General features: G+C 65.6%; 15 protein-coding genes. 4 read left to right on the forward strand and 11 right to left on the reverse strand.

The features are described from left to right. Window positions 1-138: 138 nt before the first annotated feature. The 5 genes from NKF27_RS16665 to NKF27_RS16685 all read right to left on the reverse strand — a co-directional run bounded on the left by NKF27_RS16665 (window position 139) and on the right by NKF27_RS16685 (window position 6,626). The gene (locus tag NKF27_RS16665) at window positions 139-726 is read right to left on the reverse strand and encodes a hypothetical protein (RefSeq protein ID WP_231498601.1); all 588 of its coding nucleotides are present in this window, start codon (window positions 724-726) and stop codon (window positions 139-141) included. Further along, a complete protein-coding gene (locus NKF27_RS16670; RefSeq protein ID WP_253553454.1) occupies window positions 723-2,270 on the reverse strand; it encodes an ATP-binding protein in 1,548 nt (515 codons plus the stop codon). The genes NKF27_RS16665 and NKF27_RS16670 overlap by 4 nt, the downstream gene beginning before the upstream one ends. 771 nt (window positions 2,271-3,041) lie before the next feature. Continuing rightward, window positions 3,042-4,352: an amino-acid N-acetyltransferase gene (gene argA, locus NKF27_RS16675; protein ID WP_213228518.1), complete on the reverse strand. Its 1,311-nt coding sequence runs from the start codon at window positions 4,350-4,352 to the stop codon at window positions 3,042-3,044. Window positions 4,353-4,596: 244 nt separating this feature from the next. After that, a complete protein-coding gene (locus NKF27_RS16680; RefSeq protein ID WP_045991099.1) occupies window positions 4,597-5,862 on the reverse strand; it encodes an inorganic phosphate transporter in 1,266 nt (421 codons plus the stop codon). 83 nt (window positions 5,863-5,945) lie between these two features. Further along, window positions 5,946-6,626 carry a TIGR00153 family protein gene (locus NKF27_RS16685; protein WP_045991100.1) on the reverse strand — a complete coding sequence of 227 codons (681 nt, stop codon included), beginning with the start codon at window positions 6,624-6,626 and terminating at the stop codon, window positions 5,946-5,948. A gap of 135 nt (window positions 6,627-6,761) precedes the next feature. On the opposite strand from NKF27_RS16685, the gene NKF27_RS16690 reads away from it, so the two are divergent. Continuing rightward, window positions 6,762-7,643, forward strand: a complete 882-nt coding sequence (locus tag NKF27_RS16690) for an inorganic triphosphatase (protein WP_253553457.1) — start codon at window positions 6,762-6,764, stop codon at window positions 7,641-7,643. A 98-nt stretch (window positions 7,644-7,741) separates the two neighbouring features. Next, window positions 7,742-8,710, forward strand: a complete 969-nt coding sequence (locus NKF27_RS16695; protein ID WP_253556497.1) for an ion transporter — start codon at window positions 7,742-7,744, stop codon at window positions 8,708-8,710. Between the two features lie 180 nt (window positions 8,711-8,890). Here the strand turns inward: NKF27_RS16695 and NKF27_RS16700 are convergent, their stop codons facing one another. Both NKF27_RS16700 and NKF27_RS16705 read right to left on the reverse strand, forming a co-directional pair. Beyond that, window positions 8,891-9,514 (reverse strand): L-threonylcarbamoyladenylate synthase, encoded by a 624-nt coding sequence (locus tag NKF27_RS16700; protein ID WP_045991103.1) that lies wholly within the window; start codon window positions 9,512-9,514, stop codon window positions 8,891-8,893. 79 nt (window positions 9,515-9,593) lie between these two features. Further along, the gene (locus tag NKF27_RS16705) at window positions 9,594-10,616 is read right to left on the reverse strand and encodes a PHP domain-containing protein (RefSeq protein WP_253553460.1); all 1,023 of its coding nucleotides are present in this window, start codon (window positions 10,614-10,616) and stop codon (window positions 9,594-9,596) included. A 220-nt stretch (window positions 10,617-10,836) separates the two neighbouring features. Here NKF27_RS16705 and NKF27_RS16710 point away from each other — a divergent pair, with 220 nt between their 5' ends. Both NKF27_RS16710 and mnmC read left to right on the forward strand, forming a co-directional pair. Next, a complete protein-coding gene (locus NKF27_RS16710; RefSeq protein ID WP_045991104.1) occupies window positions 10,837-11,136 on the forward strand; it encodes a YciI family protein in 300 nt (99 codons plus the stop codon). A 260-nt stretch (window positions 11,137-11,396) separates the two neighbouring features. Beyond that, window positions 11,397-13,442 carry a bifunctional tRNA (5-methylaminomethyl-2-thiouridine)(34)-methyltransferase MnmD/FAD-dependent 5-carboxymethylaminomethyl-2-thiouridine(34) oxidoreductase MnmC gene (gene mnmC, locus NKF27_RS16715; protein ID WP_253553463.1) on the forward strand — a complete coding sequence of 682 codons (2,046 nt, stop codon included), beginning with the start codon at window positions 11,397-11,399 and terminating at the stop codon, window positions 13,440-13,442. Between the two features lie 139 nt (window positions 13,443-13,581). Here the strand turns inward: mnmC and NKF27_RS16720 are convergent, their stop codons facing one another. The 4 genes from NKF27_RS16720 to smc all read right to left on the reverse strand — a co-directional run bounded on the left by NKF27_RS16720 (window position 13,582) and on the right by smc (window position 21,818). After that, on the reverse strand, window positions 13,582-13,854 hold the full coding sequence (locus tag NKF27_RS16720; protein ID WP_108449937.1) for a YheU family protein: 273 nt from the start codon (window positions 13,852-13,854) through the stop codon (window positions 13,582-13,584). Continuing rightward, window positions 13,851-15,893 carry an NAD-dependent DNA ligase LigA gene (gene ligA, locus NKF27_RS16725; protein ID WP_253553466.1) on the reverse strand — a complete coding sequence of 681 codons (2,043 nt, stop codon included), beginning with the start codon at window positions 15,891-15,893 and terminating at the stop codon, window positions 13,851-13,853. The genes NKF27_RS16720 and ligA overlap by 4 nt, the downstream gene beginning before the upstream one ends. Before the next feature lie 192 nt (window positions 15,894-16,085). Further along, the gene (gene zipA, locus NKF27_RS16730; protein ID WP_253553469.1) at window positions 16,086-18,095 is read right to left on the reverse strand and encodes a cell division protein ZipA; all 2,010 of its coding nucleotides are present in this window, start codon (window positions 18,093-18,095) and stop codon (window positions 16,086-16,088) included. Window positions 18,096-18,320: 225 nt separating this feature from the next. Continuing rightward, window positions 18,321-21,818: a chromosome segregation protein SMC gene (gene smc / locus NKF27_RS16735; RefSeq protein WP_108132332.1), complete on the reverse strand. Its 3,498-nt coding sequence runs from the start codon at window positions 21,816-21,818 to the stop codon at window positions 18,321-18,323. Window position 21,819: the final 1 nt, after the last annotated feature.

Consider the following 21,819-nt stretch of genomic DNA (forward strand, 5'->3'; position numbering starts at 1 on the left):
ACCGTCTCCACAATTTCACTCCATCCGCTGTCGCTGGTTGGTGCTCTGCTCTCATTCCGCCTGCTGTCGCAGATTGATGTTCTGCTCGATGGCAGGCATGGCATTCTCTGCGTTAGCCCGCCAGCGTCCTGACAGCGCTTACTCCGCCTGCTGTCGCAGATTGATGTTCTGCTCGATGGCGGTCATCGCATCGAGCTTGTCTGCCAGTTCCTTGTTTTCCTGGCGTAGCCGAGCCACCTCGCCATGATGGCGACCGGCGCGGTCATCCAGGGCGCGCCGCCCTTCGAGTTCGTTGAGCCAGTAGCGCAGCAGGGGCTGCAGTTCAACGGGCGCCAGGCTCAGGTCCGCCTTGTACAGCTCCGAGGCCTGGTCCCACTGGGCTTCGCTGCCCCAGCTCAAGGCCACGGCGCGCCCCAGGCGTTGCTCGGGCGCATGACCTTCCAGCCGCGCCAGCATGGCGTCACGCCACTGGCGATCGCCACGCTGGGAGGCCAGACCGAAGGCGATCCAGTCGGTCAACATGCAAGAAGACTCGGCAAAGGTCGGCACCTCTGCATGGCAGGTGGTCAGATCAAGCGCTTCGACCGCCGGTGTTTCGTCACCGACTGACTCGATAGGCAGCATTTCACAGCCGCTGATCACCAGCATCAGACTGACAACAGCGGCAGGGCCGACGACTCGGGTAAGCGAGCGTCGAGGTGTCAGGGTCACACCCCTAGAGTTCATAGCGTCAGATTCCTTGCGTCCTGACCCGTCAGTGCGGGCCTTGTATCGTTATGTAGGCCGTAATGTCGGCCATCTTCCGGTGGTGCTGCCGGCAGCGTCAGTCGAAAGCACACCGGCCACTCGGGATCATCGATCAGCTCGAGCCGGCCGTGCTGCAGACGAGCGCAGTCGGCCGCCACGGAGAGTCCGATGCCGGAGCCCTTGAGCGCACCCTTGCGTCGTGCTCGTCCCTGGTAGAAGGCCTCGAAAAGGTGGTCGCGATCCTGCTCGGCGATCGGCTCACCGGTGTTGGCTACCTCGAGCTCGAGCCTGTCGTGGCGGGCACGGGCGCGAATCAGCAGCTTGCCACCATCCTCACCGTAGGCCACGGCGTTGGACACCAGATTATCGAGCAATCGGGCGGTGGCCTGATGATCGGCACGCCACTGCAGCGGGCCCGAGAACACTTCGACCGACATTTCCTTGGACTGCAGGCTCAATCGATGCTTGGCCAGCACCTCGCGTGCCACCGTGGCCATGTCGAGGCGCTCGATGGCCGCACTGCGGTGGTGCTGCAACAGATTATAGTCGAGCAGTTGCTCGATCAGGCGCTGCAGTTCGGCGCCGCTGGCGTCGATCAGGTCCAGCACTTCACGCTGACGCGGGCTCAACTCACCGGCCACGCCATCGGACAACAGCGCCGATCCCTCACGAACGCTGGCCAGCGGTGTCTTCAGTTCATGGGACATATGGCGCAGGAACTGCTGTTTCTGGGCTTCGAGCTCTTCCAGGCGATGGGTCAACCAGTCGAGCCGCTCGCCCAGCGCCACCAGCTCTGCAGGACCCTGAACGTGGCGCTGCTGGCTGTCCTGATAGCCACTGCCGATGCCGAGGATGCGCCGCTCGAGCTGACGCACCGGGCGTATGATCAAGCGGGTGAACAACAGCATCAGCATCAGACTCGCCGAGACCAGCGCCCCGGTCTGCCACCACAGGCGTTGCTGCACTTGTCGCGCCCGTTCACGGATGGCGTCCAGGCGCAGATCGATGCGCCTGTTGGTGGCCTGGCGCATACCCTCGACGTGTCGGGAAAAGGCTACAAAGTCGTCGAGCGAAGCCGCGTAGGCCTCCGGCGGCTGTTGCGGCAGGGTCGCGAGTTCGTCGAGCAGGCGTTCCAGCGCCTGGATGTCGGGGTCATCGGGCAGCAGCAGGCGCTGGCGCGCCAGCAATTCACGGAACTCGGCCAGACGATCGGCATAGATGTCGAGCAGGCTTTCTTCCTGGATCACCGCGTACTGGCGCGCACCACGCTCCATTTCCACCGCCAGCGACCCCAGCGTGCGTGCTCGACGTGTCTCGGACACCGCCTGACGAGCGCTGACCTCGGCCAACCGCGACAGCTCCGACAGCGCCTGACCAGCCTGGTACATCAGCACACCAAGCGGCAGCATGACCACCACGAAGGCCAGCAGCACCAGTTGCAACAACGAGCGGGGGCGCCAACGGCGCGTGGCAGCAGAGGTCATGACCAGAGTTCTGTGAAGGAAGGTGAATGAAGCGTCCATCAATCCATCCAGAAGAATACCAGAGTTGGCCCATTACCCCCGCGTCAAACGCTCAGCCGACTTCGCAAAAAACCGTATGAAAAAAAAGGGGCCGGCTAGGCCGGCCCGAATACGCAGGGAACTGAAGGGTCGAAAACAGATCAATCGATGGCCTGGTCCGCCCATTGAACGGTTTTCGGGTGGCCCAAAGGGCCCGAAGCCAAGGTGGGATCGTCGTTACCAGGAACCTGATCTCACCTCTTGGATGGTCTCCCATCCTGCCTCGTTCTGGCTCCGTCGCCTGGGCGGCGGAGCGAAAGACTCCCCCGAAGGGGTCGGCTTCCTTGCCAGAGCATCCTTGCTCTTCACGACACCTCTCCATGCCTGATCGGCCGGTGCCGTCTCATCGCAACCTTGTGTCGCACATCACGCGGAGCAGGCGCTGGGTTCGTCGGAGTCGCACAGGGCAGTGATTTCTCCGCCGATCCCGGAAGGACAACGACACTTGATCGCCACCTTCCCTGCTCGCCAAGACTATTGCGATCACCGTGCCAAAAACAAAGCAACCTATTTATTATCAATAACTTAAAATTATCAAAAATTGCCAACCACAGCCATCTTGAGCGTCATGGCCGACTTTCGAGGTCTGAACCTTGAACAAACGTCGCCAAATCCAGACGCAAAACGAGCTGAAATCAAAATACCCTTACTTAACAAACCATTACGGCGTCTCCAAATGGAGACGCCGTAATGGTTGACCGAAACGTCGACGAGCACCTTCCCTGGTACGCCCTACAAGGCCTTGCTCATTACCTTCGACTTCCGCGCATGATTGTAGGCGTCGCGTCGCAGCGGTGGCAGTTCATCGAGCGCCGAGGGGACAAAGCCGTGCTCAAGAAACCAGTGGGCGGTGTGAGTGGTCAGGGCAAACAGACGATCGATGCCCTGGCGCCGAGCCTGACGCTCGATCTCTGCCAGCAGGCGCTCACCACGGGCCCCGCTACGATAGTCCGGGTGCACCGCCACGCAGGCCAGCTCACCGACGTTGGCGTCGTCGAAACGGTGCAGGGCGGCGCAACCGATGACCATGCCATCACGCTCGATCACCAGGTAGTCGTCGATCTCGTGCTCGAGCCGTTCGCGGGATCTCGGGACCAGCATGCCGCGCTTCTCCAGCGGATCCAGCAGTTCCAGCAGCCCGCCGATATCCTCCACGCCCGCCGCTCGAAGCTGTTCGTAGCGATGCTGGGTGATCATGGTGCCGACGCCGTCACGGGTGAAGAGTTCACCCAGCAGAGCGTCGGCGTCGCGCCAGGACAACAGATGGGTGCGTGCGACGCCATGGGACGCCGCCTCGCAGGCGGCCCCCAGGTGGCGTGCGCGCTCCTCACCGAGAGAGGCGTCGTCCAGCAGCGGCCGCGCCTCCGCCGGAGACAGCTGTCGCAACAACCGCCCGCTGTCATCGCGCAGACCGTCGGATTCCCCCAGCAGGATCAACTTGTCGGCCTTCAGCGCCACTGCCACTTGCTGGGCGACCTCTGCGGCGTCCAGGTCGAAGACCTCGCCCGTGCTGGAAAACCCGAGCGGCGGCAGCAGCACCAGCGAGTGCTGCTCGAGCAGGGCTCTGACCGCCCCCGAACGGACCCGGCGTACCTCGCCGGAACGCTGGAAGTCGACGCCGTCACGCACCCCCAGGGGCTTGGCCATGACCAGATTGCCGGACACCGTGGTCAACTCGATACCGTGCAGCGGCGTGTTGGGCAGCCCCAGTGACAGCCGCGCCTCGAGCCACAGGCGCTGCTCGGCGGCGACCCGCTCGACCCTGGCCATGATGGTTTCGTCGGCGACCCAGCGCCCCTGATGGCGCACCGGCGAGATACCCTCGGCCTCGAGCACGCTGTGTACCTGATGGCGAATGCCGAAGGCCACCACCAGCTTGACCCCCAGGGTGTGCAAGAGCGCCAGGTCCTGGATCAGCGACTCCCCTCGCCCCGCCGCCATCGCCTCCCCTTCGACCAGCACGACGAAGGTGCGGCCACGGTGGGCATTGATATAGGGCGAGGAATGGCGAAACCAGTCGACGAAGGAAAAGGACGTGTTCAAGGACCGGACCTGCTGCGGCGGACAAGGAGAAAGGAGTTCTCACTATATCAGAGCCTGCTATCGACCCACACCCGCCCCGCCCGTTACGCCCTGTTGCCACCTGCGCAGCTGCGGACGCCAGACACGACAACGGCGCCCGAAGGCGCCGTCGTGGGGGGGGAGGAGTGAGCGACATGATCGCCAGGCGATCTCCTCGTTCCCGCATAGGGGGAAGCACCCCGCTGCCTAGTTGAAGAACCCTTGCCTAGTTGAAGATCCCCTTGAACATAAAGAAGAACATGATCGCAAGGCCCGCCCCTGCCGGCAGGGTGATCAGCCAGGACATCACGATGGTACCGATGACCCGCAAGTTGAGGGCGGCAAGACCGCGGGCCAGACCCACGCCCAGCACCGCACCCACCAGGGTGTGGGTGGTCGAGATCGGCAGGCCGGTTCCCGAGGCCAGCACCACGGTGGTGGCGGCGGCCAGGGTGGCGGCGAAGCCACGGCTCGGGGTCAGCTCGGTGATGCCGGTGCCGACGGTGGCGATGACCTTGTGACCATAGGTCACCAGGCCGACCACGATGCCACCACCGCCCAGCACCAGCACCCACCAGGGCACCGCCGAGGCGCCTTCGATGCTGCCATGCTCATGCACCACGCTGATGACCGCGGCCAGAGGGCCGACGGCATTGGCCACGTCGTTGGAACCGTGGGCGAAGGCCATGGCACAGGCGGTGAAGATCATCAGCACGCCGAACACCCGCTCGACACCCTCGAAACCGAAGGAGTCGGTCTTGCGCTGGCTACGGCCGATGCTGCGCTCGCGCCAGATACCCAGGCCCATCAGCGCCAGGCCAAAGAGCACCGCGATCAACAGACTCTCGAAGGGAGCAAGGTGCAGGCCCACGTGCTTGAGGCCCTTGGTCAGGGTCACCATGGCGACGATGAAACCCACCAGGAACACGTACATCGGCACATAGCGCTTGGCAGCGGCGAACGGGTCGTCGGCTTCGAACACCAGACGCTGCACCGACTTGAACAGCATGAAACCGATGGAGCCCGCGAGCAGCGGCGAGACGATCCAGCTGGCGGCGATCTGGCCCACCTTGCCCCAGCCCACCGCCTCGATGCCGAGCCCGGCCAGGGCAAAACCGACGATGGCACCGACGATGGAATGGGTGGTGGACACCGGCCAGCCCTTCATCGAAGCGATCAGCAGCCAGGTGCCGGCGGCCAGCAGCGAGGCCAGCATGCCGTAGACCAGGAACTGGGGGTCGTTTTCCAGAAGGGCCGGATTGATGATGCCCTTGCGGATGGTTTCGGTGACCTGGCCACCGGCCAGCCAGGCACCGAGAAATTCAAAGATGACGGCGATGATGATCGCCTGCTTGATGGTGACCGCCCGTGAACCTACGGAGGTACCCATGGCGTTGGCCACGTCATTGGCACCGACGCCCCAGGCCATGAAGAAACCGAACGCGCAGGCCAGTAGGATGAAGATGTCACCGTGCTGGGCAATGATCGACATGGGAGAAGATCCCTTGATTGCTGACTGAGGAAAGTCTGAATGACGTCAGACCGCCCGCGGGCGGTCGGATGGAAAGACGGTCTTCAGTTCGCCGTCATGATCTGGAGTCGGCTGCCGACCCGCTCGGCGCGGTCCGACACTTCTCCGATCCATTCGATGATCTGATAGAGGAACATCACGTCTACCGGCGGCAGGTCCTTCTCGAGGGCGAACAGCTGGCGACGAATGGCGATCTGCTGCTCGTCGGCACGCTGCTCCAGATCATGCAGCCCACGGATCAATTTCTGCATCAGCTCGGTGACATTGCGTCCGAAGCCGGATTCGAGCAGGTCCTTGAGTTCTTCGAGGGCCTGACGCGCCTGGGCGACACAGTCGACGGCGGTGGCGATGTACTCGCGCATCGGGGTCGCCAGGGCGTCGGGTACCTGCATCTGGCGGCCGAGCATGATGCCGGTGATGTCTCGGGTCTTGTTGGCGATCTTGTCCTGAACGCTGACCAGGTCCAGCAGGTCCGAACGGGAAACCGGCAGGAACAGGGTGTTGGGCAGGTTCAGCCTCAGCTCGGTCTTCAGCGAGTCCGCCTCGTGTTCGAGCCGGGTAATCACTTCACGATGCGAGGCCGCCGCATCCCAGTCGCCCCTAAGGGTCGCCTCGAAGAAGGGCAGCAGCTCGGCAGAGCAGTCGTGCGCCTTTTCGATATGGGCCAGCAGCGGTTGAAAGGGGGAGCGGCCAAACATCGCCGAAAACGGATTTGATGTCACCATAGGGAGTCACGGACACTGGAGAAATGGCGGCGACAGTATAGTGACCCCAAACTGTCACGTCATGGAAAAAATACTGCCTCACTAACGTCACATTGATGTGATTCACCCTCCATTATCCCTGCCAGGACGCTCCGCATGAGCCATGAAGTCGAACTCAAACTCGCCCTGGGGCCGGATGGCCCGGATGCGCTACGACGCCACCCCCGCCTCGCCGGAGAGGCTTCCCGCCGTCAGACGCTGGTCAATACCTACTACGACACCCCTGAGGGAGATCTCAAAGAGGCCCGCGTCGCCCTGCGTCTGCGGCGTATCGGCGACGAGTGGCGCCAGACCCTGAAGACCAGCGGCCAGGGCGGTGGTGGCCTGTCCACCCGGGGAGAATGGGAATGGAAGGTGGCCGGCGACACCCTCGACCTGGAAGGTCTCAAGGGGCTCGAGCCGATCCAGGCATTGGACGAGACCCTGCTGACCCGCCTCGCCCCCTGCTTTACCACCGACTTTCAGCGGGAGGTGTGGCTTTTGCAAAGCGATGGTGGCGAGGTCGAAATCGCCCTCGACGAGGGTGAGATTCGCGTGGGGGAGCTAAGCGTTACCATTCGCGAGGTCGAGCTCGAGCTCAAGCGGGGAGACGCCGAGCGCTTGCTGGAACTGGCCGACGGCTTCGCCGAGAGCGTGCCGCTGCGCCCATCGGACACCAGCAAGGCGGCTCGCGGGACGGCACTGGCGGAGGGCTGGCGGCTGCCGTCCGGCGACAGCCCCTCGACCCTGCTGCATCGCCTGGTGGTCGCCCTCGACGCCTACGCCGACACCCAGGACAGCGGCTGGATGGTCACCGCCCGGGAGACGCTAAAGCGGCTTGCACAGTGCTCGTCGGCGCCCGGTGTCGGTGAGGAAGTGAAGCACCTGCAAGGCTCCCTCGAGGACGCAGAGCACCGTCCCGACTGGCTCAGTGCCGAGGTCGGCGCCGGCCTGTTGAGACTCGGTCGCCGGCTACCCGACAACGTCGAGATGGAGTAACGTCAATAGCGAGCAACGCCGACGATGGCCCCATTTCCTGTAGGCGATAGCCCAATCCCTGCAGGAGAATGCCCCGAGACCACAAGGACACGCCCGTGATCAACGGCTACAAGCCGGCCGCCGAAGGCCTCAAGACGCGCATCTTTCAGATCATCTTCGAGTCGGATACCCGGCTGGCCAAGGGCTTCGACATCGCCTTGATCACCGCCATCCTGGCCAGCGTGCTGGTGGTGGTGCTGGAGAGCGTCGATAGCCTGCGCATGCAGTATGGCGAGCTGTTCCGGGCCATCGAATGGACCTTCACCATCCTCTTTACCATCGAGCTGGTCCTCAGGCTCTACTGCCTCGAGCGGCCGCTCAATTATCTGAAGAGCTTCTACGGCACCGTCGACCTGATCGCCATCCTGCCGAGCTGGCTGGCGCTGCTGATCCCCGGGGCCCAGTCGCTGATTGTCATCCGCCTGCTGCGCAGCCTGCGCATCTTCCGGATACTGAGACTGATGGAATTCGTCGGCGAGGGACGCCTGTTGATCGACGCGCTGAAGCGCAGCGGCCACCAGATCTTCCTGTTCCTGTTCACGGTGTTCATGCTGGTGACCATCTTCGCCTCGATGATGTATCTGATCGAGCCGAGGGAGGCCGGTTTCACCAGCATTCCCGTAGCCATCTACTGGGCGGTGGTGACCCTGACCACGGTGGGCTACGGCGATATCTCACCGGTGACGCCGCTTGGCCAGGCCATCAGCGTGGTGGTCATGTTGATCGGCTACTCGATCATCGCGGTCCCCACCGGGGTCTTCTCCGCCGAGGTGATCCGCTCGATTCGTGCCGATCGCTACTCCGACGAAGCCTGCCCGGGCTGCGGCCACGACCGCCACGAGCAACGTGCCAAGTACTGCCTGATCTGTGGCACCTGGCTCGACGAGGACACCCCCGACCCCAATGCACCGAAGGAAGAACCTGAAGAGGAACCGGAAGACGACGGCGGCGAGGAAGAAAAGGCAAAGCGCGAAGATGACGATGACGATGGCGTCAGCAATCCCGACCGCAGCGGGCCCTCTGTCTAAGGCCCTGGCCGCAACGGGCCCTCTGTCCAAGGCCCTGGGCGCAGCGGGCCCCTGTCCAAGCGGGGTCCACAACCGCGGCCCGGGAGAGCGAGCCAGGAACGGGACCCCATCATCGTGGCGGCATACGCCAGTCGCCTTGCTGACAATACGCCGCATGCTGTCGCTGGTTTGCGTCGAGCGCTACTCCTGGAAGGGCGAGATATCGCCGCGCCCTTCGCGCACGATCACCGGCGGCATGTCGCGCAGGTCGATTACGCTGGTCGGCTCCAGCTGACAGGCGCCACCGTCGATCACCAGGTCCAGGTGCGCACCGAAGCGATCGCGAATCTCTTCGGGGTCGGTCATCGGCAACGCCTCCCCCACCGGAATCAGGGTCACGCTCATCAGCGGCTCGCCCAGGCGTTCAAGCAGGGCACGCGAGATCTCGTGGTCCGGCACCCGTACACCGATGGAGCGGCGCTTGGGATGCAGCAGCAGCCGGGGCACCTCGGTGGTGGCGTGCAGGATAAAGGTGTAGGCGCCCGGGGTGTGGGCCTTGAGCAGGCGGAAGACGGCGTTGTCCACCTTGGCGTAGGTGCCGATCTCCGACAGGTCCGAACACACCAGGGTGAAGTTGTGCTTGTCGTCCAGCGACCTGAGCCACTTGATCTTCTCGATGGCCTTCTTGTCCCCCAGGTGGCAGCCCAGGGCGTAGCCCGAGTCGGTCGGATAGGCCACCACTCCGCCCTTGTGGATGATCTCGACCGCGCGGTCGATCAGACGCTTCTGGGGGTTGTCGGGGTGAATCTGAAAGTACTGGGTCATGTTGCCTCCCTGGCGAACAAACGGGCAAAAGAAGTTGGCGAAGAAAGCACGAGGCGCAGCGCGGGCCTTCCCTCTGAGACTAGACCGAATGGGCGGCGTTCTTGTCTTCGGGGCTCTGGTCTTCCGGGCTCTGGTCTTCAGGGCCTAGGGCGCGCGGGGTGCCATCGTCCACGCTCTCATTTATCGTGCCAGGGCCCGCCACGTCCGTACTCGCCGCGCTGGCGAACCAGTCGGCAAGGCGCGGATGGGCCCACACCGGCGCCACCGCGGTGCGCGGAATCGGACTCATGCTGCCCGGCGCCAGGTGTCCTCCCGGAAAGTGAAAGTCGCTGCCCAGCGATCCGTACAGGTCGCGCTCCATCAACTGTCGCGCCAGGTCCCGGGTGACATCCGGGTTCTGGAAGCCGCTGACCAGCTCCGCCGCCTGGCCCCCCGCCCGACAGAACTCATCGAGCAGCAGGCCGCGCTTGCGCCGGGTCAGCTTGTAGCGAAGGGGATGAGCCAGCACCGCCACGCCGCCGCTGTCGAGGATCCACTCCACCACCTCGGACAGATAGGGCCAATGCGACTTCACGTCGCCGATCTTGCCGTTGCCAAGATACTTGCTGAAGGCCCCGGACAGATCCGCCACCAGCCCTTCTGCCACCATCACGTGGGCGAAGTCGGGGCGATTGAGCGGCCGGTCGCTGCCGGCCCAGGCACGCGCCTTGGCCAGCCCGTCGCTCAGGCCGATGCGCTCGAGTCGCCGGGCAATGGTCTCGGCACGCTTCTCGCGGGCGATGGCCTGCTCGGCAAGGCCGGCCTCCAGCATGGCCCCCGGCCCCGACGGCAACAGCCCGACCACATGGATATTGAGTCCCCGCCACTGACAGGACAGTTCGCTGGCGGGCAGCACCGACAGCCCAAGCTCGCGGGCGCGAAGGTCGGCCTCGGCGACTCCCTCGAGGCTGTCATGGTCGGTCAGGGCGATATGCGAAAGCCCCTTGGCGTGGCACAGCGTCACCAGTTCCGACGGCGCAAGAGCGCCGTCGGAAGCGGTCGAGTGCATATGCAGATCGATGGCGAGGGCCGTGCCCTCGAAGGACTCAGGAAGGGCTGGCATGGGACAGGAAACTGGCTCCTCGACATGACGCCGGGCGGCGACTTTGACAGAATATGGCCTCCATGGTGCGCGTGGCGCCTGCCGCGGTCAATGCTGGTCGCGTCGCGCATGCGCCTCCCCGAGCCGGGTGATCGTCATCCAGGATGCCGTAGAGCGGCATCCGACCGCCCGGCGAGTCTGCCCGGGCCAACGTCAACCGGGCCCTATCGAGGAACTATCGATGCTCTACGCGATCATCAGCGAAGATGTGGACAACAGCCTGGAACGTCGACTGGCCGCCCGGCCCGACCACCTGGCTCGACTCGAGGCCCTGCGCGATGAGGGACGCCTGGTGCTGGCCGGACCGCACCCGGCGGTGGACAGCGAAAATCCCGGAGACGCCGGCTTCAGCGGAAGCCTGGTGGTCGCCGAGTTCGACGACCTGGCCAGCGCCCAGGCCTGGGCCGATGCCGACCCCTACATGATCGCCGGCGTCTACGCGTCGGTCACCGTCAAGCCGTTCAAGAAGGTCCTGCCCTGAGGCGAGCCGAGTGCCTGCCCCGCGCACCTGGCGGGATCGCGGGCACCCTGCTTCTGGCACCTGTACGTGGACAGGCGATATCCTGGCTACCGTTCACGGACAGCCTGTTTGCACCGGGTTTGTTTACAGCCTGCTTGTTCACAGAGTCTGTGGAAAAGTCTGTTGAAACGCCGCGGACGCATTGCTGTAACCCTGTTGCCACGCCCTCGACAACAGAGTGATCAATTCTTGACCAGCCCCGCCAGCCGGAAATCTTCGACGTGACATCATCTCCAGATGGCCTCCCCGCCCTGACCGCCGCCACTACCGCCGAACTGGACTGGCGCGAGGACGACAGCGGAATCAGCCCTCACTCCCGTGCCTTCGACGATGTGTACTTCTCGCGCCACGACGGTCGCGCCGAGACCGAGCACGTGTTTATCGCCGCCAACCGGCTGCCCCAGCGCTTTGCCGCCTGGCACGAGCAGCGCCCCTTCGTGATCGGTGAAACGGGCTTCGGCACCGGGCTCAACGTGCTGTGCGCCTGGCACAGCTTCGAGGCGCTGGCGCCCCCCGGGGCGCGGCTGCACATCGTCTCCACCGAGCGCTATCCCATGAGCGCCGAGGATCTGACTCGGGCCCTGGCAGGCCAGCCGGACCTGGCCGACAAGGCGGCGGCGTTGATTCGTCAATGGCCGGCGGCGGTCACCGGGGTGCATCGACTGGTGCTGTCGCCCCGGGTCATTCTCGATCTGCACCTGGGTGACAGCAGCGAACGCCTTGCGCTGCTCGACGGCCTGGTGGACGCCTGGTTCCTCGACGGCTTCGCCCCCTCGAAGAATCCCGAAATGTGGCAGCCTGCACTGTTCGCCGCGATGGCGGCGCACTCCCGTCCTGGCGCCACCTTCGCCACCTTCACCTGCGCAGGCATCGTCAAGCGCGGGCTCAAGGCCGCCGGCTTCACCTGGCGCAAGGTACCGGGCCACGGACGCAAGCGCGAGATGCTCGCCGGCGAGATCGACACGCCTCCCGACGACACCGGCAGACGTCACACCCCCTGGTTTCGTCCCCCTGAGGCGCGGCCCTGTCGGCGCGTGGCCATCGTCGGCGCGGGCATCGCCGGCTGCAGCGCCGCCGAGGCGCTGGCCCGACGTGGTGTCGAGGTCACCCTGATCGACGCTTCGCGACCCGGCAGCGGGGGCTCCGGCAATGTCCAGGGCGCGCTATACGTGAAGCTCGCCGCCGACACCAACCACCAGAGCCGGGTCTATCTGGGCGGGCTGCTCTACAGCCAGCGCTGGCTCGCCCGGCTCGACCCCGAGCAGCGCCTGTGGTCGCCCTGTGGCGTGCTGCAACTCGGTGCCAACGAGCGCGAGGCCCGTCGTCAGCGACGCTTTCTCGATCACCACGGCCTTCCCCACACTGTGGTGCGTGGCATCGACGCCGACGAGGCCTCCAGCCTCGCCGGGCTCTCGCTGCCCCACGGCGGCCTTTACTATCCGCTGGCAGGCTGGGCCAGGCCGCGCGAGCTGTGCGAGCAGCTCGCCCGCACGCCAGGGGTGACCTTCGTCCAGGCCAGCATCGACAGCATCGAGCCTCTGGAGGACGGCGGCTGGCGTCTTGTCGGCAGCCACGCCCTGAAGGGCGATCACTCCAGCGTCGCCATCGAGGTGGATCAGGTCATCGTCGCCGCCGCCTATCGCTCGGCTGACTTCAGCCAGGTCACTGGCCTGCCGCTGCAGGCGGTACGCGGCCAGGTCAGCCGCGCGCCCCTGGCGCTCGAGGCCCCGGCGCCGAAGCGAGTGGTCTGCGCCGGTGGCTACGTGGCACCGCCGCTGGATGGCGTGCTGACCTTCGGCGCGACCTTTGCCCCGGGGCGTAGCGACGACGACACCCTCGACGAAGACCACCAGGCCAACCTGGAGGAACTCGACAGAACCCTGCCGGGCTACCTCGACCAGCTGCGCCAAGCCGGCCACCCGCTGGCGCTCGAAGACCTCGATGGCCGTGGCGGTGTGCGCTGTGCAAGCCCCGACAAGACGCCCTACGCAGGCCCCCTACCCGATCAACCGGCATGGCTTCGCGACTACGCGGTGCTGGCCAAGGACGCCACCCGGGTGCCGGACGTCGCGGGCAGCCACCATCCCGGCCTATGGATCAGCGCCGCCCACGGCTCACGGGGGCTGGCCAGCGCGCCGCTGTGCGCCGAACTGCTGGCCTCGCGGATCTGCGATGAACCGCTGCCGCTGGAAGCCCCCCTGGCCGACCACCTGCACCCGGGGCGGCGGCTGATCCGCGATATCGTCCAGGGCAAACGCCAGGGCTGACTCCAGGATGAGCGCCAGGGCTTGCTCCAGGGCTGGACGCGAGCAGCAACGCCCAGACGCCGACGGCCCGCCTTGAAGGCGGGCCGTCGTCTTTTTCACCCGCCGCAGCAAGCGTCAGGCGGCCGGGGGCATCGGCAGATCAGATGTCTCCTTCTTCCTCGTCATCTGCGATGTCTCTGCCAAAGGATCGCCACTGGGCCAGGGTCAGCACCTCGGTGCTCTCGGTCTCCAGATCGTGGGCGATGATCAGCTCCGAGCGCTCGAGCTGGCCCTTGAGCTCCTTGACCCAGCCGTTCATGCCCTCTCCGGTGTCGGTGGTGTCGTAGCCCTGACGGGTGACGAAACTCTCGAGCAGGGCGTCCAGTGTCTCCCCGGGCAACATGCGATAGGGTACTTCGACGAAACGGCTCATGCTTGCTCCTCCGAACTCTCGGATTCCCACTCGTTCAGGCGCGCGAGGAAGGTCGCCTCGTCAATCACCTCGACCCCCGCCTGCTCGGCCTTGGCCAGTTTGCTGCCGGCACCGGGGCCGGCCACCAGGCAATGGGTCTTCTTCGACACGCTGCCGGCCACCTTGGCGCCCAGCGCCTGCAGGCGCGCCTTGCCCTCGTCCCTTGTCATGGTCTCCAGAGTACCGGTGAGCACCCAGGTCTGGCCTTCCAATGGCGTGGGGCGCTCGCCGACGTCGACCTCGTCCCAGTGCACCCCCGCGGCGATCAACGCCTCCAGCGTTTCGAGATTGTGCGCCTGCTGGAAAAAGGTGGCGATATGGGCGGCCACCACCGGACCCACGTCGTCCACCGCCTCCAGCGTCTCACGGTCGGCCTGCTTGAGGGCATCGAGGTTGCCGAAGTGGCTCGCCAGGTTGGCCGCGGTGGCCTCGCCGACCTCGCGGATACCCAGGGCGTAGATAAAGCGTGCCAGGGTGGTGGCCTTGGCCCTTTCCAGCGCCTCGACCAGATTGCTCGCCGACTTCTCGGCCATGCGCGGCAATTCTGCCAGTCGCTCGGCGGACAGGCTGAACAGGTCCGCCGGGGTCTTGACCCGGTCCCGCTCGACCAGGGCATCGATCAGCTTGACGCCGAGGCCATCGATGTCCATCGCCCGGCGCGAGGCGAAGTGCTTGAGCGCCTCCTTGCGCTGGGCGGCGCATACCAGCCCGCCGGAGCAGCGTGCCACCACCTCGCCCTCGATCCGCTCTATCTCGGACTCGCACACCGGGCAGCGCTCGGGGAAGACGATATCCTGGCCTTCGCCTGCCGCCTCGACCACCCTGACCACCTGGGGGATCACGTCGCCGGCGCGGCGAATGGCGACCCGGTCGCCGATGCGCACGCCAAGCCTCGCGATCTCGTCGGCGTTGTGCAGGGTGGCGTTGGACACCGTCACCCCGGCCACGCTGACCGGATCGAGCCGTGCCACCGGGGTGATCGCCCCGGTGCGCCCCACCTGAAATTCCACGTCGGTGAGGGTCGTGGTCTGCTCCTGGGCCGGGAACTTGAAGGCGATGGCCCAGCGCGGCGCCCGCGAAACGAAGCCCAGCTCGCGCTGCAGGCGTAGCTCGTCGACCTTGATCACCACCCCGTCGATATCGACGTCCAGGCGCTCACGACGCTCCCCCAGGCGGCGGCAGTAGTCGATCACACCGTCCGCCCCCTTGACCACTTCGAGCTCGCGACTGACCGGCAGGCCGACCTCGGCCACCCGCTGCATCAGTTCGCTATGGGTGCTCGCGCCTCCATCGGGCTCAAGGCGCGCTACCTGGTAGCCACGGAATTCGAGTGGCCGCGTGGCGGTCACCCTGGGGTCGAGCTGGCGCAGGCTGCCGGCGGCGGCATTACGAGGATTGGCGAAGACCTTGCTGCCCTGCTCACGGGCACGCTCGTTCATCGCCTCGAACTCCTGGTGACGCATGATGACCTCGCCGCGCACCTCCATCAGCGTCGGCGGCGTCTCGCCCCGTAGGCGCAGCGGAATGGACTTCAGCGTCTTCAGATTGGACAGGATGCCCTCGCCGGTACGGCCGTCGCCACGTGTGGCACCGCTGACCAGCACACCGTCTTCGTAGACCAGCGAGACCGCGGCGCCGTCGAACTTGGGCTCACAACTGAAGAACAGCGCCTCGGCGTCCAGTTCCATACGCTCGGCCACCCGCTTGACGAAGGCTCGTATCTCATCGTCATCGAAGGCGTTGTCCAGCGACAGCATGGGCAGCGCGTGGGTCACCTCGGGGAAGCCGTCGGCGGGCTTGGCACCGACCCGCTGGGTCGGCGAGTCGGGGCTCGCAAGCTCGGGATGGGCCTGTTCGAGCTCCGTCAGCCGACGCAGCAGCCGGTCGTACTCGGCGTCGGGCAGGCGCGGGTCGTCGAGCACGTGATAGCGGTAGTTGGCGTCATCGAGTTCGGTGCGAAGCCGCGCGACCTCGTCACGGGTCGAAGCATCGGTGGTCATGTAAACCCTTGTCCTGGCGAAGTGCGAAGTGCTGATGATCGGCCATTCTACCCCATGCCCGCCGGGAGAAAACCGCCAGACATCACCGCCTCCGACAGGCAAGCCCGGTCCGCCCCATCAAGACACAGAAGGAAAACGCAGACGGCCCCGTGTCTCCACGGGGCCGTCGCGTAGCAGGCAGCGCCTGCGCGGTCAGTTCACCTGATAACGATGCAGGCGGTGGCGGCGCTCGAACTCCTGCACCCGCTGGCGGGCAAACTCCACGGTCTGGGCGGTCATCACGCTGTGATTCTCGTCCTTCAGCTCACCCCCCATATGGCGCACGATCACCATCGCGGTCTCGACCATGGCCTCGAAGGCCGCCGAGCTGTCCTTGGCGCTGGGCAGCGGCATCAGCAGGGTGATGCCAGGTGTGGTGAAGTCGTCCATGGCTTCGATCGGGAAGGTCCCGGGCTTGAGCACGTTGACCATGGAGAACTGCAGGGCGCTGCCCTCATCCTCGGTCTCGAAGCGATGGAAGATGCCCATGTCTCGGCTGTAGCGCAAACCACAGGCCATCATCAGCTCCAGCAGGGTCGTGCCAGGGAAGCCGTCCTCGTCACGGGACATCACGCTGATGACGATGATTTCCTCGGCATTGCTCAGGCTGTCACGGGCATGCTCGGCGTTGACGTCGTGGCGCAGGGCCTTCTCGAGCACCGGATGGGTGCGCACCCTGGAGTCTTCGACATTGGCGTCCGCTGCTTCGTTAAATGCGGCTTCGTCATACGCGGCTTCGTCGTACGTGGCATCGTCGAACGAGGCTTCGTCTTCCATCGACGAGGCGCCACGCTGATCGGCAGCGGCCTGCCTGGCAAGCAAGGCTTCCTGACGGCGGCGCTCGGCCTCCTGAGCGGCCTGCTCCTGACGCAGCCCTTCTTCCTGCTGCCGCTGACGCTGCTGTTCGGCCTGATGCTGTGCCTGTTCGGCCTGCCGGCGAGCTTCTTCCTCGGCCTTGAGCTTGGCTTGTTCGGCCTTCTGCTCGGCCTTGAGTCGTGCCTTCTCGGCTCTTTCCTTCTCACGCTTCTCGCGTTCGATACGCTTCTGTTCCCGGCGTTCTCCCAGCGACTTCTGCAGCGAAGCGCCAAAACGATGCACGGAGGACCCCATGCGACGAGAGCGATCCTTCAACGAATCTCCCATCCCCTCGAAGTCCACCAGACGATACTGATCCTCGTCGAATTCCTCGTGGTCCTGTGGGTCCGCCGCCAGAGACGGCATGGCAGCGTCGCCGGGCTCGCTGGCGACGTCATCGTCACGACGCGCGCTCAAGCTGGGCTCGCGGCGCCCATCACCCGCGTCGGCGACATCGTCACGCACCGCGTGCTCGTCCTGGGCAGCCTTGCCGGTGGAGGCGTCAGCGTCCACCGGAGCGTCCATCGTCGTCTCGCTGGTGGCCCTTGGCTCCTCGTGGCTGTCGGCCGCCATGGGCTCGTCGGTCAGGGAGGACTGCTCGGCCACTTCTTCAGCGTTTTCAGCGTTCGGGGCCTGCGCGGGCGCTTTATCGACCCGCACCGACGGCTCAGCCTGTGCCGGAGTCGGTTCTGCCTCGGCGGGCGCTTGTTCTGCACCCTTTTCTGCAACCTTTTCTTCACCCTCTGCCTGGGTGGGCTGCTCGGCCCGGGCTGCAGGCGCCGGCTGACTGGCTCGCGGGGCAACGGTGTCCGCCGGCCGGTCATTGGTCGACGATCCATCGGCGCGGTGGCTGTCACCAGCCTCCTGAGCGCGACTGGCCTGACTGGAGCGGAATTCGGACAACACCCGGGATGGCCCGGGGTGCTCCTGGCGCTGCAGCTTGGGCTTGGGCTGAACATTGGAGAAGTCCGCAGGCCTGACGACCCTGGCCCCTCCATTGGGCAGCTCCCAGTTGATTTCTTCCTGGCGCGCACGCTCCTCGGGGTCGTCCTCTACCGAGGCCACCTCCCGACGCTCTGGCGCGCTGGGTCCGGGGCTCGCCGCCATGGCGGGTTCCTGATCATGGCGACTGCCATGACCACTGCCATAGCCGCTTTCGTAGCTACCGTAGCCACTATCGAGGACGTCTCCCTGCACCTCATCAAGGCGGGGAGTGCGACGTTGGCGCTGGAGGCGACGCGCCCCATCGATAACGATGAGGGTCACCAGTGCCAGCCCCAGAATGATCAGCCACTCTCTTAGTTCCATGGGTCGTCATGCCTTTGCTAAGGCGCCATGCCTGATGGTTGTCCGTCAACAGCATAGCGTGATTGCGAAAAAAAGGGCCACTTTTTTTATTTGTCAAGCGCCGGATTTTCTCCGGTCTTCTCGACAGTGCCCTTCGCATTCGCCCTTCCAACTCCCTTTGCTTACCTTGCCATGCAGTATCATGGTCTTACTTGGTAACCCTATTATAACCACCTTTCAAGTGCATCATGCTTCTGCCAGCGCGGCCGCCTCGTCCACGCCCACCGAGACCAGTCGCGAGACGCCAGGTTCCTGCATCGTCACACCCATCAGTCGTTCACCGGCCTCCATGGCGATCTTGTTATGGGTGATATAGATGAACTGAACGCTCTCGGACATTTCCTTCACCAGCTTGGCATAGCGCCCGACATTGGCATCGTCCAGGGGCGCATCCACCTCGTCGAGCATACAGAACGGCGCCGGGTTCAACTGAAAGATGGCGAATACCATGGACAACGCCGTCAGTGCTTTTTCTCCCCCGGACAGCAAATGAATGGTGCTGTTCTTCTTGCCCGGAGGTCGCGCCATGATGGCCACCCCGGTTTCCAGCAAATCATCGCCTGTCAGAGTCAACCATGCGGTTCCACCACCGAAGACTCGCGGGAAAAGCGACTGCAGGCCGGCATTGACCCGCTCAAAGGTATCGCGGAATCGCATCCGCGTCTCCTGATCAATACGTCGGATCGCCTTGTCCAGGGTTTCGAGGGCCTCGTTCAGCTCGGCCTGCTGCGCTTCGAGATAGTCACGCCGCTCGGCCTGCTGCTCGTACTCCTCGATGGCGGCCAGGTTGATCGCCCCCAGCCGGCGAATCTTCTCGCCCAGCTCCTCCAGCCGGGTCTGCCAGGCGGACTCGGTGGCATTGGGGTCCAGCCCTTGTGTCAGAGCCTCGGCATCGTGGCCAAGTTCCCTGAGCTGCTCATCCTGGGTCTCGGCCTTCAGCGCCAATGCCTGAACCTGCATACGCGCCTCCTGCAGACGCTCGCGCACGCCATCGAGATTTCGCTCGTGGCTCTGCCGCGCCTGCTCGTCGTCGCGCAGGCGCTCGACCAGCGCCGCCGCCCGTGCCCGCGACTCATTGAGCTGGCGCTCCTCCTGCTCGCGCCGGTGCAACAGCTCATCGAGGCGCTCGCGACGTTCCTCATCCGGCTCATGCAGTCCCTCACGCGCTTCCTCGAGTTCGGCCACCCGCTCCTCCAGGCGTGAGCGGGTATCCCCCGCGCGCCCCTGCTGCTCGGCCAGGCCAGCACGCTCGGTGGTCAACCGCTGGTGCTCCAGGGTGAGCTGCTGGGAGCGCTCGCTCAGCGGACGCTGGCGGGTACGCAGCGAGGCCAGCCGTTCGCGCGCCTGGGTGCGCTCGCGCTCGAGACGCTCGCGTACCTCAGCGCCCTCTTCCAGCCGAGCCATGGCGCTCTGCCACTGCTCGCGCATTTCCTCGATGGCCAGCCGCGCTTCCTCGTCGGCTTCGGCCAGGCCCTCGAGCTCCTCGTGGATCTCGGCGCCGCGACTGGACAGATGCTCAAGCCGGCTGGCCAGACCATTGTCCTGAACCGCCAGTTGCTGACGCGCCTGATCCAGCTCACGCTCCGACAGCCGCAGTTGCTCGAGCCCCTGCTCGGCCTGATCGACCAGCGCCTGGGCACCTTCGCGGGCCTGCTCGACTGACGCCAGCCGCTGTTCCTGCTCTGCCAGGGCAGCACTTGCCTCGTCCAGCCGGGCACGGCTCACCAGCAACGCATCCGGCCCATCTCCCTCGCCCCGCTGGCGCGCCCAACCAGGGCCTAGCCACAGGCCGTCGGCGGTCACCAGGCTGGCCCCCGCCTCGAGCCGATCCTGTGCCTGCCAGGCCTCGTCACGGGAGGCCGCACAGCGAATGCCGGCGAGCCACTGCGCGGCCGCACCGGCGCCCTTGACCCTCGCCGCCAGGCTGTCGCCGGCAGCGTCGACGCTGGCCTCTGAATCGAGCAGTGCCAGTTCGGCGGCAAGCGGCGAGGCCATCACCTCACGACAGTGACTCGACGACGCCATGCGGGCCCTGAGCCAGGGACCCAGCACCCAGGACACCGTCTCCTCCCAGCCGGGCTCGACATTCAGGCATTCGCCCAGGCGTGGCGCCTCGGCAAGGCCATGCTCGGCCAGGTGCCGGTCCAGGCTTTCGTCGTGGTCGGCCAGGGCCGCCTCGATCAGCGCCTCCAGCGAGGCGATCTCGCCACCCAGGGCGCTGTGACGGGCAAGCGCCTGCTCGCGCGCGCGGTCATGTTCGACAACCTCGCGACGGTTGGCGTCGCGCTGCTCGATCAGCCGTTCACGACGCTCCTCGAGCTCCTCGGCGCGGGCCTCGTGCTCGGCCAGCTGACTCTTCACTTCTTCGCGCTGAGCGCTGAGGCCGGCCAGGTCCGGCAATTCATCGAGCTGCTGACGGCGCTTGGCACGGTCGGCGGCGATGCGCTCGAGCCGAGCTTCCAGCTCACGCAGTCGGTCCTGGGTGCGTTCAGCCTCGTGGCTGTCGCTGCGCCAGCGTTCGTTGAAGGCCTCCCATTCGGCGTCGGCCTCCTCCACCGCGGGCTCGGCCTCCTCCAGCGCCGCTTCCAGCTCGGCCAGTTGCTCTGCCAGTTCTTCCTGCTCGGGGCCCAGGGTCTCCAGGCGATCCTCGAGGGCCAGCAGGCGCTGACTGTCGTCCTCGCCGAGACGATCGAGCTCCTCGAGCTCGCGGCGGGCACTCTCGAGATCCCGCGCCAGCTGCTGATCGCGGGAGCGGGTGTGTTCGAGCTCCTGCTCGAGGCGGGCGATGGCAGTGGTGGTCTCGTAAAAGCGTGCCTGGCGCTGGTCGAGCTCAGAGGCCAGGCCATCGTGCTCGGCGCGGGCCTCTTCCAGCCGGGTCTCGCACTGGCGCATGCCGAGCACCTCGCGCTCCACCGCGGTCTCTAGCTCGCGCACCCGGGTGTCCTGCTCGGTCTGGGCGGCACGCAAGGCGCGTCCGCGCAGCAGTGCGAGTTCGCCCTTGACCCGGTGCTCTTCTTCTTTCAACGACTGGTAGCGTCTGGCCGCCTCGGCCTGACGCTTGAGCCGCTCGAGCTGCTTGTCCAGCTCCTCACGGATATCGTCGAGCCGGTCCAGGTTCTCCTGGGTGCGACGCATGCGATTTTCGGTCTCGCGACGGCGCTCCTTGTACTTGGAGATACCGGCGGCCTCTTCCAGGGTGGCGCGCAGCTCTTCGGGACGCGCCTCGATCAGCCGCGAGATCATGCCCTGGCCGATGATAGCGTAGGAGCGCGGCCCCAGGCCGGTGCCCAGGAACAGGTCGGCGATGTCGCGTCGGCGACACTTCTGGCCGTTGAAGAAGTAGCTGGACTGGGCGTCCCGGGTGACCTGACGCTTGACCGAGATCTCGGCGTACTGGGCGTAGACCCCGCCCATGGTGCCGTCACGGTTGTCGAAGGTCAGCTCGATGGAGGCCATGCCCACCGGCTTGCGCCCGGTGGAGCCGTTGAAGATGACGTCGGTCATCGACTCGCCACGCAGGGTCTTGGCCGAGGATTCGCCCATGACCCAGCGTACGGCGTCGATGATGTTCGACTTGCCGCAGCCGTTGGGACCGACGATGGCGGTCATGTTGCCGTCAAAGGGCACCGTGACCGGATCGACGAAGGACTTGAACCCGGCCAGCCGGATCGACGTCAGACGCATG

Origin of the sequence: Halomonas sp. DN3 (assembly GCF_024137905.1) — a bacterium.
Lineage (GTDB): Bacteria > Pseudomonadota > Gammaproteobacteria > Pseudomonadales > Halomonadaceae > Halomonas > Halomonas litopenaei.

Bases quoted from the DNA above. Each gene is read 5' to 3' on its own strand.
- NKF27_RS16685 (WP_045991100.1), bottom strand. From the start codon at position 6,626: ATGGTGACATCAAATCCGTTTTCGGCGATGTTTGGCCGCTCCCCCTTT.
- zipA (WP_253553469.1), bottom strand. From the start codon at position 18,095: ATGGAACTAAGAGAGTGGCTGATCATTCTGGGGCTGGCACTGGTGACC.
- smc (WP_108132332.1), bottom strand. From the start codon at position 21,818: ATGCGTCTGACGTCGATCCGGCTGGCCGGGTTCAAGTCCTTCGTCGAT.
- NKF27_RS16710 (WP_045991104.1), top strand. From the start codon at position 10,837: ATGCTCTACGCGATCATCAGCGAAGATGTGGACAACAGCCTGGAACGT.
- NKF27_RS16670 (WP_253553454.1), bottom strand. From the start codon at position 2,270: ATGGACGCTTCATTCACCTTCCTTCACAGAACTCTGGTCATGACCTCT.
- NKF27_RS16665 (WP_231498601.1), bottom strand. From the start codon at position 726: ATGAACTCTAGGGGTGTGACCCTGACACCTCGACGCTCGCTTACCCGA.
- NKF27_RS16720 (WP_108449937.1), bottom strand. From the start codon at position 13,854: ATGAGCCGTTTCGTCGAAGTACCCTATCGCATGTTGCCCGGGGAGACA.
- NKF27_RS16680 (WP_045991099.1), bottom strand. From the start codon at position 5,862: ATGTCGATCATTGCCCAGCACGGTGACATCTTCATCCTACTGGCCTGC.
- ligA (WP_253553466.1), bottom strand. From the start codon at position 15,893: ATGACCACCGATGCTTCGACCCGTGACGAGGTCGCGCGGCTTCGCACC.
- NKF27_RS16705 (WP_253553460.1), bottom strand. From the start codon at position 10,616: ATGCCAGCCCTTCCTGAGTCCTTCGAGGGCACGGCCCTCGCCATCGAT.
- NKF27_RS16700 (WP_045991103.1), bottom strand. From the start codon at position 9,514: ATGACCCAGTACTTTCAGATTCACCCCGACAACCCCCAGAAGCGTCTG.
- NKF27_RS16690 (WP_253553457.1), top strand. From the start codon at position 6,762: ATGAGCCATGAAGTCGAACTCAAACTCGCCCTGGGGCCGGATGGCCCG.